The organism is Trichodesmium erythraeum IMS101, assembly GCF_000014265.1.
Classification (GTDB): Bacteria; Cyanobacteriota; Cyanobacteriia; order Cyanobacteriales; family Microcoleaceae; genus Trichodesmium; species Trichodesmium erythraeum.
Window position 1 is genome coordinate 3,995,888 of record NC_008312.1, and the last position, 18,021, is coordinate 4,013,908.

Here is an 18,021-nt window from a genome sequence, read left to right on the forward strand (position 1 = left end):
CCCTAATATCACAAAAATATATAGTAAACTTTTTGATATTTGGTATGAGTATGGTAAGGCATCTATACTTTCCCCGGAATAATATACTTTATTGATACCCATACTATGGGATTAATATTACCAGGGATATTTGTAAGATTAGGAGATGAAGTCTGCCCTTAATTATCAAACAGAAAAAAAGTTGTTAAATTCAAAAGGTTGTACAAAAAATAGGTCAGCAAATTTATGCTCAAAACTAATTGGTCATAGTTAATATTTTCATGAATAAAAAAGTTGATAAACCTGGTTTTCTTAACTAATTTGATAGTTGATACTTGATTGGCAATGACAAATTTTAAATAGGCATAAATATTATATCAATTATAAAAATTTGGGAATTATAAGGATGATCAATAATTTATAATAATACCAATTTTTAAGTCAAAAATATCACCATATCATAATTTTAATTAAGAGGTATAGAAATGGGATCAGCAGGATCAATAACAAATACTCAAATAGTTACAAGGAGAATAAATGGTGTTCTCATACGAGGTGTCATTGATGATAATGGTGAGTTTATATCATTACAACCAATACCAACACCGGAACCAACACCGGAACCAACACTAGCGCCAACACCAGCACCAACACCAGCACCAACACTAGCGCCAACACCAGCACCAACACCAGCACCAACACCAGCACCAACACTAGCGCCAATACCAGCACCAATACCAGCACCAACAATAGCACCAACACCACCTGTTGTTACACCAGCACCAACACCAGCACCAACACCAGCACCAATACCAACAACACCAGATGGTAGAGAGATAATTCAAATAGGTGATATGTTCGGTGTGTTTGATGAAAATAACAATTTTGTCATACTAAATATAGTAGAAGCAACAGAAACAGAGGCACCAACACCGGAACCAACAACGGAACCAACACCAGCACCAATACCAACAACACCAGATGGTAGAGAGATAATTCAAATAGGTGATATGTTCGGTGTATTTGATGAGAATAACGACTTGGTCATAGTAAATTTAGTAGAGGAAACAGACGGAGCACCAGCACCAACACCACCTGTTGTTACACCAGCACCAGCACCAACACCACCTGTTGTTACACCAGCACCAGCACCAGCACCAACACCACCTGTTGTTATACCAGCACCAGCACCAACACCACCTGTTGTTACACCAGCACCAACACCCACAGCACCGGGAGGAGGTATTTTGCTTCCAGGGGGAGAAGTAGGGGGCACTGAGGAAGAGGAACTAGTATTTGGCAGTGCTTTCACCGATACATTTTTCGGACTTGGTGGCAATGATACTGTATTTGGGCAAGGAGAAAGTGACTCTATACTTGGCCAAGGAGGTAACGACCAAATTAATGGTAACCGGGGAAATGATACGGTTAGTGGTGGTGTAGGAAATGATAGTATACGGGGTGGAAGAGATGCTGACTCGCTTCTCGGTGATGCTGGAAATGATATAGTTTTAGGTGATCGTGATTTAGATACAATACGAGGGGGAGAAGGTAGAGATACTATTTATGGTGGTAAGGAAAACGATGATGTAGCAGGAGGAGAAGACAACGATTTTGTTTCAGGAGATGTTGGTGATGATATTGTAGTCGGTGATGGGGGGAATGATACTCTTCTAGGTCAGAGTGGCTTTGATACAATTTCTGGGGGTTTAGGTTTTGATATCATTAGTGGTGGTCAAGATGCTGATAGTATTTCAGGAAATGAAGATAATGACTCTCTGTCAGGAAACCAAGGTAATGATACTATTGATGGTGGTACAGGGGATGACTCTTTATCTGGAGGTAAAGATAATGATTTGTTATTAGGAGGTGAAGGTAGGGATACTATCAATGGGGAGCGACAAAATGATACTGTTGATGGTATGGAAGAAAATGATTTCCTCTCAGGGGGTAAGGGAAATGATTCTGTTGATGGAGGTCAGGGTGACGATCTATTGATAGGTGGTAGAGGTGATGATACTTTGACTGGAGGTGAGGGTCAAGATAGTTTTGTAATTATAGATTTTGAGGAATCTGATAATTTATATACTGTTACTGACTTTAATACGGCAGAAGACCTTATTAGTTTGGAAGGTGGTCTAAGGTTTGAAGACTTAGCAATATCTGATGATGGTGGTGACACTGTTATTCGAAATGCCAACGATGATATTTTAGCTATTTTAACTGGAGTTGATAGTACAACTCTTAATTCAAGGAACTTTTTTCCTACTCCAAGAGATATAGAACCAGAGCCGGAACCAGACCCAGCACCGGAACCAGAGCCGGAACCAGACCCAGCACCGGAACCAGAGCCGGAACCAGACCCGGAACCAACACCAGAACCAGACCCGGAACCAACACCAGACCCAACACCAGACCCGGAACCAACACCAGACCCAGAACCAGATCCGGAACCAACACCAGACCCAACACCAGACCCGGAACCAACACCAGACCCAACACCAGACCCGGAACCAACACCAGACCCAACACCAGACCCAGAACCAGAACCAATACCTCCAGATCCAGGTGATATAACGCCACCCGATCTGAATGAACCTCCCACTGACATTCTGTTAGATCGGAACAGTGTGCCAGAAAATAGTGAAGCAGGTACAGTTATTGGTACATTTACTACAGAAGATTTAGATGTGGATGATTCTCATGAATATAGATTAATTGATAATGCTGACGGACGGTTTGCTCTTGATCAGAAGAATAATCAGCTGGTTGTAGGGGAGGGAGCAAATCTTGACTTTGAAAAACAAGAAAGCTTTGATATTCGAGTTAGAACTTTTGACAGTGCGGCAGAAATTTTCACGAAGTCATTTACTATTAGTTTGACCAATGTCAACGACCCACCAGAAATTATAGTTGCGGAGGAACAACAACCTGTTAACGAAGGTGAACAGCTAGAAATTGTTGGTATTGAGGTTACTGACCCTGATGTGGGAGAGGAAGAAGTCGAAGTGACTCTAGAAACTACTAATTCCACAACTAGTCAGAGTAACTTAACCCTTGACTCTAATTCTAGTATCACTTTTACAACTGGTGATGGGGAAGCAGATAGTCGGATGGTATTTAAAGGAACTTTAGAAAATATCAATGAATCTATTAAGACCCTCACTTATACTGGAAAAAAATCTGGTAGTGATTTTATTAGTATCACTGTCAATGACGAAGGAAATACAGGGGAAGGGGATGCTCAAACTGATACTGCATTAATTGATATTAGTATCAATGATTTTCCTGTGGTGGAAACAAATAGGGAGTTGGTAGTAAAGAGAGGGGAAACGACAATAATAGAGAATACTTTCCTAGAAACAACTGATAATAGTAAAACTTCCTTAATATATAAGGTGACAGAGTTGCCAAGTCGTGGTAAACTGCTATTTAATGGAGGGACTTTCACCAGTTTTACTCAGGATGATATAGATGATGGTTTCTTAAGTTATAAACATACTCAAAAAAATACAAAAAATGATTCCTTTAGTTTTAGTGTGTCCGATCAAGTGGGAGCAGAAACAACAGATACATTCAATATTCGAGTCAACGTAGCACCAAATCTGACTACCAATAATTTAACTGCTATTGAAAGGACTGAGGTAGAAATTACTAACGAAAATCTACTGGCAGAAGATCCTGATACTGATACAGATGCAGCAACTCTAATTTATGAACTGACTGAAGTACCAAATGCGGGAATCTTAAAACTAGATAACGATACTCTAGAACTAGCAAATACTTTCACTCAAAAAGATATTAACCGAGGAAATCTCACTTACGAAGGTGAAGAAGTTGGTATAGATACATTTAGTTATGTGGTTACAGACCAAGACGGCGGTACTACCAGTGGGTTCTTAAATATTGATGTTGAAGCTGCCAATACTGCTCCAGAAGCAAAAGATGATGAATTTGAAACAAATGAAGATACAGTAAAAACTATTGATAAATCTGAGTTATTAGCAAATGATGAAGATCTTGAGGGAGGTGAACTTACAATTCCTGAGTTTGCTGACAATACTACTAATGGTAGATTAGAAGAAACAGCAGATCAATTCATTTATACCCCTAATCAGAATTTCAGTGGTTCAGAAAGTTTCACTTATACTGTTGAAGATAACAAAGGGTTAACAGATACAGGGAAGGTAATTATTAATATTATTCCTGTGGCTGATACTCCTAACCTAGAGATATCTACACCTACTGTATCGGGAACAGATCAAGAAGAATTACCACTAGATATAGCTGCTAGCTTAGGAGATACGAGCGGTTCCGAAACTCTATCCATTACTATTTCAGGAGTGCCAGATGGAGTAAGTCTTTCAGCGGGAACAGAGCAAGGTGGTGGTACTTGGGAATTGACTCTGGAAGAATTAGATAATTTAACCATTTTACCTCCTAAAGGCCAAGAGACAGGAACGACATTGCGTTTTGATTTAATAGTGACAGCGACAGCGACTGAAACTGAAACGGCAAATAATAATACCAATGCTCAAACAGGTACTATATCTGTGGAAGTAGAAGCATTAAACAATGCACCAGTGCTAACAGACTCAGGAGATATAACCCTAAATACTATTAATGAAAATCAGTTTAATAATGCAGGTACTCGCATTGCCAAAATTATTGATGGTGCAGTCACTGATGATGATGGTGGAGCGAGCAAGGGAATAGCTATTACTGAAATTGATAATAGCAAAGGTATATGGGAATATTCAGTTGATGATGGGGACAACTGGGTAGAGGTTAGTAATAGTAGTACTACTTTACTAACAGCTACAGATAGCGATCGCCTACGTTTTGTTCCTGAAACCGACTTTTTTGGCAAGAAGAGCATTAAATTCCGTGGTTGGGATACGACGGATGGTAGCAGTAACACAACTCAGTTAACAGAAGTTTTGGCCACAGGTGATACAAATGCTTTTAGTGAAAATATTGGTTCTGCTAACATCTTAGTTAACGACATCCCTGAAATTAGTAGGAATAAGGAACTAGTTATCAACTTTGGAGAAACAAAAATCATAGCTAAAAATTTATTACAAACAACTGACGGGGATAACGGTACAAATACCTTTACTTACACAATAACTCAGGAAGCAACAGCAGGAATATTGCAACTAGAGGATAACCCAACCCAGAGTTTCACTCAAGAAGATATTAATAGTGGTTTAGTTATCTATGAGCAGAAGGCTAGTAATACAAAGGATGATTCGTTTAGTTTCAGAGTTATTGATGTTGATGGGGGTAGAGTTAAAGACACTTTTAATATTCGAGTGAATGATCCTCCTGTTGGGACAACCACAGATCTAAATGTTACTATTGGTGAAACTAAGGTTATAGCTCAAGAAAATCTCCTATTTATCGACCCTGATGTGGAAGATGCTCAACCTGCTTCCCTAGAATATACTCTGACTGAACTGCCGAGTTTAGGGCAACTGCAGCAGGGAGAGGAAATTTTAACAATAGACAGCACATTCACTCAGGAAAATCTGGATAATGGAGAAATCAGCTATGCAACTACTACTGAGAGTATTGGCACTGATAGCTTGAAATTTCTAGTGACAGACCAAGACGGAGGAATTACCAATGAGTTGTTAAATATCAATGTCATCCAGGGGAACCGAGCCCCTCGAGTAGAAGAGGATAAATTGGTCACCTTGGAGGAAGATACTACTAAGACCTTGGATATTCTAGAGCCCATTGACCCTGATGGTGATCTTTTTACTATAACTGTTGACAGTATTCCTGATCCTGAAATAGGGCAAGTAGTATTGAACAATAATACTAATACTGCCCTAACTATTGGCCAACAGTTAAGGACTGGTGAACTAACATCATTAACGTTTATTCCTGTTGAAAATGCTAATGGAAATGCAGGAACTTTCAGCTATATAGTTGATGATGGCAATGATGAAAATAATTCTGCTACTCAAGTTATTAGTATTGATGTCACTTCTATCAATGACCCGCCCATTGCTGTTAATGATGGAGTAGTATCAGTATTTACTAGCTTGGACAATTCACTAACAATTAATATCTATGCCAATGATAGTGATGGACCAGAACCCCTATCAATTATTGGTCTCAGTAACGATGATGATGTTCTGGGTATTTCAGCAATTGTGGAGGGTTCTCAAGTTCAATACACGTCATTAGAAACCAGGGGAACAGGTGTGGATACCTTAGAATACACTGTAACTGATGGTATTGATCAAGTCACTGCCAATGCTATAGTGAATGTTCTCAATGTTACTGATGAGGCTGACTCTTTGCCGGGTGGTGAATTTAATGATAATTTTGATGGTGATCAAGGGGATGATACTCTTGAAGGTTTAGGAGGTAACGACACCTTGACTGGAAATGATGATAATGACAGCTTAGTAGGTGGTGAGGGTGATGACTCTATAGATGGCGGTGAAGGTGATGATACCTTATTTGGCGGTCTCGGAGCAGATATTCTGTCTGATGATAATGGGGACAATACCTTTGTTTATACCAGGGCTGATGATGGCAGTGAGGCTAAGTTTAATGCGGCTAATGCTACTTCTATTAGTACTGCTATTGATAATGGTTTGTTTGATCGCATTACTGGTTTTGATGGCTTAGGTGAAATTGGTGGGGATACTCTTGCATTCTCTAGTGAAATTATTTCATCTCTAGATAATATTGCCACTAACGTACAAACTACGGATATTTCTGAAAATGTTTTAAATTCTGGAACTCCTGGTTTATTTGCGTATGAAGTAGAAGATAAAACTTATTTAATTTATGATGCTAATGGGGATAATACGGTTGGTGATGATTCCCAAATTCTAGCAGAATTAGAGGATGTAAGTGGAATTACTGTTGTGGATGTAAATGATGATTTTACTATTATCTAATATTATTAGCCTCAAATATATTTAAGAGGGCTAAAGGGCAATAACTAATACTGTTTTACGAAAGTTAAAAGTCAACCCTCCTTTATCTCCTAAGGGGGGAAGTGATGGGTTTATGCATTAAGATTTTAATAATTCAAAACTTTGAGGCCCTCAGTTATTTCAAAACTTTGAGGCCCTCAGTCATTTTAGGAAATTATTTGATATTTAAAGTTGGAGACTATTTGTAAAATCTTTAAAGTAAATTAGTATTAAGATGTTAAACATAATTGTTTGACCGAAAAATTGGGTTTAAAGCCTCACCCATAACCACAAAGGGGTGACTTTATATTTGTTTATTTTTAATAAATATGTTATAATTATATCTATTATAATTGCAAGTAAGCAGTCAGAGACAAAAAGAGAGCAAAAATGGATGTGGAAGCAAGGACAAGCTACTCCAACCCACCCCCATCCCCTCCCAGTAAGAAAGCAAGAGAGGTGTGGCAGACCAGGAGCCAGGAGCTTGGCGCCAGCAAAATGTCAACCCGTATCAGAGTTTTGGCTCGGTAGAATTTACCTCGTGTCTAAAATTGGGCAGGATCTTAACAAGCTTAATTAGGGCTTCCTCAAAAGGTTTTTTTAAGGAGTGGGAGCTCCCAGGAGGGGAAGTAGGTCGCAAGGTTGTATGCCACCTCCCTATAAAGTAGGAATTTGTAGAGGACGTAGTCGGATATTTTTGTCCCTTGGTTTTTCTGCTATGGTCAGCCCAAAATGCTAACTTATGTGAGCTTTATGGACAGAAAATCAGGTATTTTTTTGACCTACTAGACCCTAAAAAAGCTTTAGTCTTTATTTGTCAATGCTTTGATATTAATCAGCAAATCCTAACTTAACCATTTCTCAAAAACTTTTCTACTTGGCTATTCATCAGGGGACTCACTTGATACTCTGACCGTGGAGAGGTACTGAGGTTCTATTGCTTTGTCCGTACTAAAATAAAAAGGTTATTTTGCCTATGTTAATTACTTCATAACTAAAGTATTACCTAATTCTTATAGTATTAATAGACAAAAAATAGTATTACTAAAGTTTTAGTTATGAGTATGAAATGATGAATGTAATATCAATTTCATGAACTTAAAACTTCACTTCTAAAAATAATGTATCAAGCTTTAAAGTTAAGATTTCAAGTGATGTTTAGCTTGACTTTAAGAATTTAGTATAATTAATTTATAAGGGTTTTAAAACAATATTATTTTTAATTTTTTGAGCAGAAAATTAATTTGATTATTTGATTATTTGATGAATTCAGCAATTATTTTAATTGAATAAAATCACCTATCTATTATCCAAGTTATGCGTTCAGGTATTGAATTTATTATCTAACGACAACATTGATTATTATTTCTATTCCGAAAACCAATAAAAATTTTTTCTACTCCTAAAATACAATCATTTTAACTACAAAAAATTTTACTTGATGATATCCTTTATTTCATAAAATTTGACTAGTTCTGGTAATTATGGTTGAATCAATACGAAAATAGAACATCATTTTTTTGATAAAATTTTCAAATAAGATTTGCTACTTTAGGGAAACTATAAATAATTATTATTAGTGATTTTTCATTTTCTTGTCTATATTTGAACAAGTTTTAGCTATTTCCATACCAATTTTTTTTAACATTTAACGTTTTTGTGACTTTAGCTATAAATATACCAAAGTTAATCTAAAATTTTCCGGTTGATAACCAATCTTATATGCTATAACTAAACAGTAAACTAAATTGAAAAGTCAAACAAATCATGGCTACAATTGTTGTTAATACTCTTGATGATGAAAATGATGGAAGTCTTGATCAAGGAACAGGCAACTCACTCCGAGAAGCTATTAATTTGTCTAATGCAGGAGATACAATCATTTTTGCTGACACTATTGCCGGAAAAACCATTAATTTGAGCAATAGTGAACTTATCATTAATAAAAACCTCACTATTGATGGGGATGAAAATAACCGAGTCACAATAAATGCACAAGGTAACTCTCGTGTATTTAATATAAATGATAACAATAGCACACAGCAGCAAGTTACCATTGATGGAGTTGTAATCACAGGTGGAAAAGCTTCTGGTAGTGGGCCAAATGAAAGTGATGGGGGTGGTATATTTACTAATGAAGCACTCACGCTCAGTAACAGTGTAGTTACAGGTAACACAGCATCAGGTGGAAATGCTGATGGTGGTGGTATATATATAAATTCCATAGCTAGCGCTGATATTATAAACACTACTATTAGCAATAATACAGCAACTGATGACGGTGGTGGTGTCGTTGGATTTGGCAATACAAATATTACTAACTCTACTATCAATAACAACGCAACACTTACTTCTACTGGCGATGGTGGTGGTGTCTATATAGTTCGCACTACAAATATTACTAATTCCACTATCAGTGGTAACACATCATCAGGTGAAGGTGGTGGTGTCTATGTTAAAGATCAGCGACTCTCCAACGCGACAATAACCAACAGTACAATTACTAATAACCAAGCACCTGAAGGTAAAGGTAGTGGTTTAGCTACTTTAGGAGTTCAAACAACAACTGTTACCTCTAGCATTATTGCTGGTAATGTTAACAGCGACGTTAACGAATTAACTAGTGGAAGTAACGCCATAGAAAGTGGTGGCAACAACTTAATTGGTACAGGAAACACTGCTGCTAAATTTAATGCTACAAGCGATATAACAGGAGTCACTAATCCTGGTCTAGATCCTCTTGCTGATAATGGGGGACCTACTCAAACCCATGCTTTACAAAATGTTAGTCGTGCTATTAATGCTGGCAGCAATCTTTCCAATCTGGATACTGACCAACGTGGTGCAGGTTTCTCCCGCGTTTTTAATGGTGTAGCCGATATTGGTGCTTTTGAGTTTGGCAACCCCATACCTACACCTGAACCTACACCTGCACCTACACCTGAGCCAACACCTGCACCTGAGCCAACACCTGAGCCAACACCTGAACCGACACCTGAACCGACACCTGAACCGACACCTGAACCGACACCTGAACCGACACCTGAACCGACACCTGAACCGACACCTGAACCTACACCTGAACCTACACCTGAACCGACACCTGAACCGACACCTGAACCGACACCTGAACCTAATTCTGGTAATGACACTCTTGACGGTAATGGTAGGAATAACTCTATCGATGGCGGGGACGGAGATGATTTCATAAATGGTAAAGGAGGCAACGACGAACTATTTGGTGAAAATGGTGCAGATACCCTCTTGGGTGACCTTGGCAACGACGAACTATTTGGTGGTAACGGTGGAGACAGCCTTGTCGGTGGTCCTGGTCGAGACCTTCTTGATGGTGGGACTGGTAACGACAGCTTAAATGGCTCATCTGGTCCAGATACTCTTGATGGTGGTGCCGGTGAAGATAACCTCGTCGGTGGTCCTGATGGAGACAGACTATTCGGTGGTCCTCGTAATGACACCCTAGATGGTGGGTTAGGTAGAGATAGTCTTATTGGTGGTAACGGCAACGACAGTCTGATGGGTGGTAATAGTATAGATACAATTGATGGTGGTATTGGTAATGACACTATTGACGGTGGCCGGGGTCCTGATGTTATAAGTGGGGAAGACAACGCTGACACTTTTGTATTGCGTTCTACCTATGGCAACGATCAGATTCTAGATTATGTAGATGGTACAGATAATTTCTTTTTAGATGGTCTGGCTTTCAAAGACTTGATAATAGAACGTGACCCAGATAACCGTAAGAATACTATTATACAGACTAAGGTAACTGGCTCGACAGAAATTTTAGCAACTTTGGTTGACTTTACAAGAACTGATAAGCTAACTGAGGCTGATTTTGAGTCTTCAACACCAACACCAACACCAACACCAACACCAACACCAACTTCAACACCAACACCAACACCAACACCAACACCAACAACTATTTCTCCTACTATTAATAATGACACTCTTGATGGTGATGATCAGAATAACGAGATCAAAGGTTTAGGAGGAAATGATTTAATAAGTGGTAAAGGAGGCAATGATCAACTATTTGGTGATGACGGTGCAGATACCCTTTTAGGTGATGATGGTAAAGATACTCTTAATGGGGGAGTAGGTAACGATAAGCTTGATGGTGGTAAAGATGATGATCGTTTAATAGGTGGTGCAGGAAATGGTGCAGATATCCTCTTAGGTGGTGATGGTAAAGATACTCTTATTGGTGGAGCGGGTAACGATAAGCTTGATGGTGGTAAAGATGATGATCATTTAATAGGTGGTACAGGTAATGATGTCTATACAATTAACTCCCGCAAAGATATTATTATCGAAAGAGCAAGACAAGGTAACGACCATGTCATGTCTTCAGTCACCTATAATCTCAGCAACAACTTAGAAAGACTGACTCTGCTCGGAAAAAACAATCTTACCGGAAGAGGTAATGATCGCGCTAACATTATTCGAGGAAACTCTGGAAATAATAACCTCGAAGGTAAAGGAGGCAACGACCAACTATTTGGTAATAACGGTGCAGATAACCTTTTGGGTGGTGATGGTAAAGATACTCTTATTGGTGGAGCAGGTAACGATAAACTTAATGGTGGTAAAGATGATGATCGTTTAATAGGTGGTACAGGTGATGATGTCTATACAATTGATTCCACGAAAGATATTATTATCGAAAGAGCAAACCAAGGTAACGATCATGTAAGATCTTTAGTTACCTATAATCTCAACAACAACTTAGAAAAACTGACTCTGCTCGGAAAAAACAATATTATAGGAAGAGGTAACGATCGCGCAAACGTTATTCGAGGAAACTCTGGAAATAATAAACTCGAAGGTAAAGGAGGCAACGACCAACTATTTGGTAATAACGGTGCAGATAACCTCTTGGGTGGTAATGGTAACGATGCTCTTAATGGTGGTGGAGGTTTAGACATTCTCAATGGTGGCTCTGGTCAAGACACCCTCATCGGTAGCTCTGGTCGAGATACCCTCATCGGTGGCTTGGATGCAGATAGCCTACTCGGTGGTAGCGATGTGGACACCCTCAATGGTGGTTCTGGTCGAGACACTCTTGACGGTGGCCGAAACCCTGATCGTCTAACTGGTGGAAGCGACGCTGACAGTTTCGTATTACGTTCTGGCGATGGCAATGATAGGATTCTAGATTATGTAGATGGTACAGATAACTTCTTGTTAGATAGTCTGACTTTTGAAGACTTGACAATAGAACTTGACTCAACTGGTAATAATACTGTCATAAAGACCTCGACAGAAACTTTGGCAACTTTGGTTGGCGTTACTGATATTACTGATCTAGATAATGGTGATTTTGTCATCGTCTAATTAGTATTAGGACTCTTTTTTCCAATCTCAGTTTATTCTTGAAGCGATCGCCTCTTTTAAATTAAAGGGGCGATCGTTTTTGTCAATATCCTCGGCACTATTTTGCCACATCAACTCCCCTGTAATATCGTCTTCAGGAAACGTACTTGCTTCTTTTCCTGTTCACAAAAAAACTCCAGTACGCCCCAAAGCCAAAAAATTCTGATTGAGGTATAACCTTTCCCTTAATTTGTTCTAGAGGTGCATAATATGTAGCAACTTTTGTTAGTTGATTATCATTTCGTTTGGCAAAAAAAATAAGTATAGTTAATTTTCCTCGCAGTACCAAAATCAATTGGCACTAAATCTAGATTTGCTTTGACTATAATATTAGTAGGTTTAATATCCCGGTGAATATAATTCTGGTTGTGCAAATAATCTAGAATTTCTAATAATTGTTTTAACCAATTTATTACTAACTCTTCACTAATAAAAATTTTCCCTGTTTTTGACATCCAAGTTATTAAATTATCTCTTGCTATTTTTTCTATAATTAAGAAGTGATAAATGTTAGTTTTAACATCCCAAATAAAATATCCATCTGATACTACTTTGGGAACTATAGGATGATTAAGTTGCTGCAAAATTTGGCTTCTTGCCAAAATAGACAGATCTGTTTTTCTTCACAAAAACTACCTATCACTTTAATCACTTTTTTTCTCGTACCTCTTTCTTCCACTTCCCATACTTCACCACAGCTACCCTCACCAATTTTTCTGGTTGCCCGATAGGGATTTTTTACAATTTAATTTTGTTGAATTATAGCTGCTATTCTTCACCGTCTGAAAAATCTACTTCTTGATAAATCTAATTGAAAGGAATTTCTATTTCAACAGTAGCTAAGTTTAAAACATTATTGTCTCTATTCTACTCGGTAAATAACCATTTATTTTCTTGTGGTTTTTTTTAGGTTGAATATTGTCTGGGTTGGTAGTGGTGGGCGATCGGCTTTTTGTCGCTTTTTTTGCTTTAGGATAGGGGCAAATTTTGCTACAGATATTAATGTCACCAAAAATTTGTGTATCAGAACCAAAATTGGAAATATGGGAAAATTCGATTCGTTCTAACTTAGATTTAATATTTGATTTTTTGGCGTTGGTGAATTAGGGTATGATTTGAGGATAAGGCGATCGCTGTGAGCATTTACAAGGAACTGGAACATCCAAAAATTTTAGATAATGAATGAGTAAGCGAATTGAATGCTTTAACATTTCATGATTACTTGGAATAGCAAAGAGTTTTTCTATGTAATCTAGCTTTGGGGTGCCTCAATCTCGTATTTTCTCCAACTACAATGGTCATATTAGGATAGGATAGTGCTATATATTTGTCAGTATTATGAGTCAAGCAAATTTAGCGACTCCCTTCTACCATTCCCACTCAAATTTCCCAAATATGGAGATAGAACCAATAATTGCCCAACCACAAATCTAACCAATGACCCCCAAAAAGATCTCAAATGGGAGGAACAACAACCGATTAAATACGAATATGTTAACGGAAAAGTCTATGCCATGACCAGGGGCAGTCTTGGACATAACTCAATTGCATTAAACTTAGCCTCTGGGCTGAAAAATCACCTCTGCAGTAAAGAGTGTAAAGTTTTCATAGCAGATGCCAAAGTAGGCATTTCCGAAAAAGGTCCTTTTTATTATCCTGATGTCATAGTCACTTGTGACGATCGCGATCTAAGCGCTAGAAAAATAGTCTATCATCCTTGTTTAATTATAGAAGTATTGTCTCCCGGTACAGCACATTTCGACCAAAACAAAAACTTCAGGAATTATCCTCATATTGATACCTTAAAAGAATATGTTATGATTGAAGCGGAAACTATGAATATAGATACCTACCGACTCAATGACAAAGGAAAATGGGAACTTACAACTTACTCAACAGAAGAACCCACTACCAATCAAATAGACCAAGACGTTCACTTTACCAGTGTTGATTTCTACTGTTTGCTCTCCTTAATTTATAAAGACGTAGTTTTTCCTGAATTAGTTTAATTCAGGACTTGCACCCAGACAAGAAACCGAGCTTATTGCCACGATTTGGGATTGAAAGTTACCAACGCTAATTTACTAATTGTAGCACTTAATGTACTATATATTATAATCTAAAATTGCTATTTTTTTATGAAAAATCTAACTTTACTATCTGCTAAATATGTATTAGTTTTTGGAAAAATACAAGCTACCTTTGCTTAGACAAATGCACGGACTTTTTTTACCGAAGATCTCCATTTGTTTTGTATTAAGTTTGACACAATTGATGAGATAATAAAACTGCCCAAAAATTAACTCAAATTTTCAAATTACAAATTATGTCACAAACTCCCTTTTCTCCAGAAGAAATAGCATCTGAAGGCATCAAACCAGAAGAATATCAAGAAATTCTGAACCGCTTAGGTCGCCACCCCAATAAAGCAGAACTAGGAATGTTCGGAGTTATGTGGTCAGAACACTGCTGCTACAAAAACTCTCGGCCTCTCCTCAAACAATTTCCCACCACAGGTAAACGTATCCTTGTTGGACCAGGAGAAAACGCCGGAGTCGTAGACTTAGACAACGGACTCCAACTTGCTTTCAAAATTGAATCCCACAACCACCCATCCGCTGTCGAACCATTCCAAGGAGCTGCCACCGGAGTCGGGGGTATCCTCCGAGACATCTTCACAATGGGTGCCCGACCCATCGCTGTACTCAACTCTCTGCGCTTCGGTTCCCTAAAAGATGCCAAAACCAAACGCATTTTTACTGGAGTTATTTCCGGCATTTCTCATTACGGTAACTGTTTCGGAGTGCCTACCGTAGGAGGAGAAATTTACTTTGACCACGCCTACACAGGTAACCCCCTAGTCAACGTGATGGCATTAGGACTAATGGAAACCCCCGAAATTGTTAAATCTGGTGCATCTGGTATTGGTAACCCAGTCTTATATGTTGGTTCCACCACAGGTAGAGACGGTATGGGTGGAGCCAGTTTCGCCAGTGCTGAACTGAGCGCACAGTCAATAGACGATCGCCCCGCCGTGCAAGTAGGAGACCCATTCTTAGAAAAATGTTTAGTTGAAGCTTGTCTAGAAGCATTTAAAACAGGGGCAGTAGTCGCAGCGCAAGATATGGGAGCTGCTGGCATCACCTGTTCCACCTCCGAAATGGCAACAAACGGAGGTGTGGGCATTGAATTCGACTTAGACAAAGTACCAGTCCGAGAAACTGGTATGGTTCCATACGAATACTTGCTATCAGAATCTCAAGAACGGATGTTATTTGTCGCCCAGAAAGGTCGCGAACAAGAATTAATTGATATTTTTAAACGTTGGGAACTTCATGCAGTAGTAGCAGGTACAGTCATTGAAGAACCTATTGTGCGAATTTTATTTGAGGGCAAAGTTGCTGCTGAAATACCTGCTACAGCTTTGGCAGACAATACTCCTATTTATCACCGGGAGTTATTGAGCGAACCGCCAGAATATGTCAGAAAAGCTTGGGAGTGGAGTGTGGCGTTACTACCAGCATCTACAGAACGTGGTATTGAAATTAAGGGAAATTTCCAAACCTGGAATGATATTTTACTGACTTTATTAGATACTCCAACTATTGCTTCTAAAAATTGGGTATATCAACAATATGATTATCAAGTACAAAATAATACTGTTATAATACCTGGTGGTGCTGATGCTGCTGTAATTCGGTTACGCTCACAAATTTCTAATATTAATAACCCAATAACAAATTCTGGTGTTGCTGCAACAGTTGACTGTAATTCCCGTTTAGTTTATCTCGATCCATATACAGGGGCAAAGGCAGTAGTTGCAGAAGCAGCAAGGAATCTCAGTTGTGTGGGTGCAGAACCTGTAGCGGTTACAGATAATCTTAATTTTGGCAGTCCGGAAAAACCTGTGGGATATTGGCAACTAGCAGAGAGTTGTCGTGGTATTGCTGAAGGTTGTCGGGAGTTGGGAACCCCTGTTACTGGGGGGAATGTCTCTTTATATAATGAGACTTTAGATGCTGATGGTCATCCCCAGGCAATTTATCCGACTCCAGTGGTAGGAATGGTGGGGTTAGTTCCTGATATTACTAGTATTTGTGGTCAAGGTTGGCAAACTGAGGGTGATGTTATCTATTTAATAGGGAATTTAGTGGGTGCATCTTTAGCTGCTTCTGAATATTTGGCAACTGTTCATGATGTGGTTGCTGGTAAACCGATCGAAGTAGATTTTGATTTGGAAAGGAGGGTACAGGCTGTTTGTCGTCATGGCATCCGACAAGGGTGGGTGCGTTCTGCCCATGATAGTGCTGAGGGTGGTTTAGCGATCGCTCTAGCTGAGTGTTGTATTAGTGGGAAGTTGGGCTCTGAAATTATTTGGGAATTGTCTGATTTTTCTAGTTTTCGATGGGATGAGTTTCTGTTTGGTGAGGGTGGTTGCCGAATTTTGGTTTCTATTGCGCCGGAAAATCAGATAATTTGGGAGTCATATCTTCAGGAAAATTTGGCAGATTTTTGGCAGAAAATTGGTCTGGTGGGTAATGCTGAAAGTGGTTTGCAAATTTTAGTTAATCAGGGTGTGTGTTTGATTAATATAGATATGGGAGAAATGAGCGATCATTTTAAAAATGCTATTGAAAGACGTTTGGATTTTTAGCTTGAAGTAGGAAATATAACACTACACAAAAGTTAAATAAAATTTAATCCCCCTACTCTTTGGGGGGGGGAAGTAAAAAGTTAAAAGTAATCTCACGAGTGAGTTTTTTCTATATTGAAAAGATATAAACTTGTATAGGACCTTACCTAAGTACACTACATATAACGTACATTATTAGTGAAGTTACCTTAATTCTAATTCTTAGTTTTTCTAGACAGATACTATCTTTAATGCCAGTAATTTTCTAGTAGTAATCAGAGAATAAATCCTGGGAAAATCTTGTTTAATTTTATTAAATAAATCCACTAAAAAAATATAGTTTTTATAATCAAAATATCTAAATATTAAGCATAAAGATTTAAAATATGTTGATTATTTTCAATATTTCACAATTATTCAAACTAACTATACTAGAACCAATTTAGCACTATCTAAATCGACAATATTAATCATGATGCAATCAACTGTTATTTAAGATATGAGTCTTTAAATTCACAATATTTATAGTGAAATATTAAAGGATAAATTGTCCTAAATACATCCACATATCTAATTTTTTATCACATAGTAATTCACAAAAGGTATGGATATAACATTTAACTTGGGCGACGACAATATAATGCCAGGGTACATAAGTTTATTTGCGGGCACTTCAGCGATGAAGATCCTGGTATAGAAATAGTTAATTGTATATATTTCAATAATTATGCTGGAATATTCAGTAAAATTATTAACTCAGGCTTCTTAAATTCAGAAATTTTCCTGTACCATTAACTCAAAAAACTCTGACTGTTTAACTATCGTATTCTTGCCTCATCATACCTTCATTTACTAACGCCCAATATACAAATCAAATTATGTCCTAATTTTGATGATTTTTCATTATGTAACAATCAAACAAAAACTTAAGATACTGAACTATTCCCGATTTCTAGAAAAACCGAAATTGATGTCTTAACCTATCCTTCCACTTCTAGATCAATTAGAAATCTGAATATTAGTAATATAACTATTTACTTTATATATAAAAACATTCCTTAAATGCTA

The 18,021-nt window shown here is 38.0% G+C and carries 5 protein-coding genes and 1 pseudogene; 4 read left to right on the plus strand and 2 right to left on the minus strand.

Features of this window, described 5'->3' with window-relative positions; genetic code table 11:
* The first annotated feature begins 464 nt into the window (after positions 1 to 464).
* Positions 465 to 6,902: a cadherin-like domain-containing protein gene (locus TERY_RS35045; protein ID WP_011612150.1), complete on the plus strand. Its 6,438-nt coding sequence runs from the start codon at positions 465 to 467 to the stop codon at positions 6,900 to 6,902.
* A 1,785-nt stretch (positions 6,903 to 8,687) separates the two neighbouring features.
* Entirely contained in the window at positions 8,688 to 12,281 is a 3,594-nt protein-coding gene (locus TERY_RS33010; protein ID WP_011612152.1) for a choice-of-anchor Q domain-containing protein, read from the plus strand.
* 275 nt (positions 12,282 to 12,556) lie between these two features.
* Here TERY_RS33010 and TERY_RS12410 read toward each other — a convergent pair whose 3' ends face one another.
* Positions 12,557 to 12,922 carry a protein kinase domain-containing protein gene (locus tag TERY_RS12410; protein ID WP_011612153.1) on the minus strand — a complete coding sequence of 122 codons (366 nt, stop codon included), beginning with the start codon at positions 12,920 to 12,922 and terminating at the stop codon, positions 12,557 to 12,559.
* Positions 12,923 to 13,423: 501 nt separating this feature from the next.
* Positions 13,424 to 13,622: pseudogene (locus tag TERY_RS33015) on the minus strand (IS1 family transposase); the annotation flags it as partial.
* Between the two features lie 14 nt (positions 13,623 to 13,636).
* On the opposite strand from TERY_RS33015, the gene TERY_RS12415 reads away from it, so the two are divergent.
* On the plus strand, positions 13,637 to 14,329 hold the full coding sequence (locus tag TERY_RS12415) for a Uma2 family endonuclease (RefSeq protein ID WP_011612154.1): 693 nt from the start codon (positions 13,637 to 13,639) through the stop codon (positions 14,327 to 14,329).
* A gap of 317 nt (positions 14,330 to 14,646) precedes the next feature.
* Entirely contained in the window at positions 14,647 to 16,974 is a 2,328-nt protein-coding gene (gene purL / locus TERY_RS12420; RefSeq protein WP_011612155.1) for a phosphoribosylformylglycinamidine synthase subunit PurL, read from the plus strand.
* Positions 16,975 to 18,021: the final 1,047 nt, after the last annotated feature.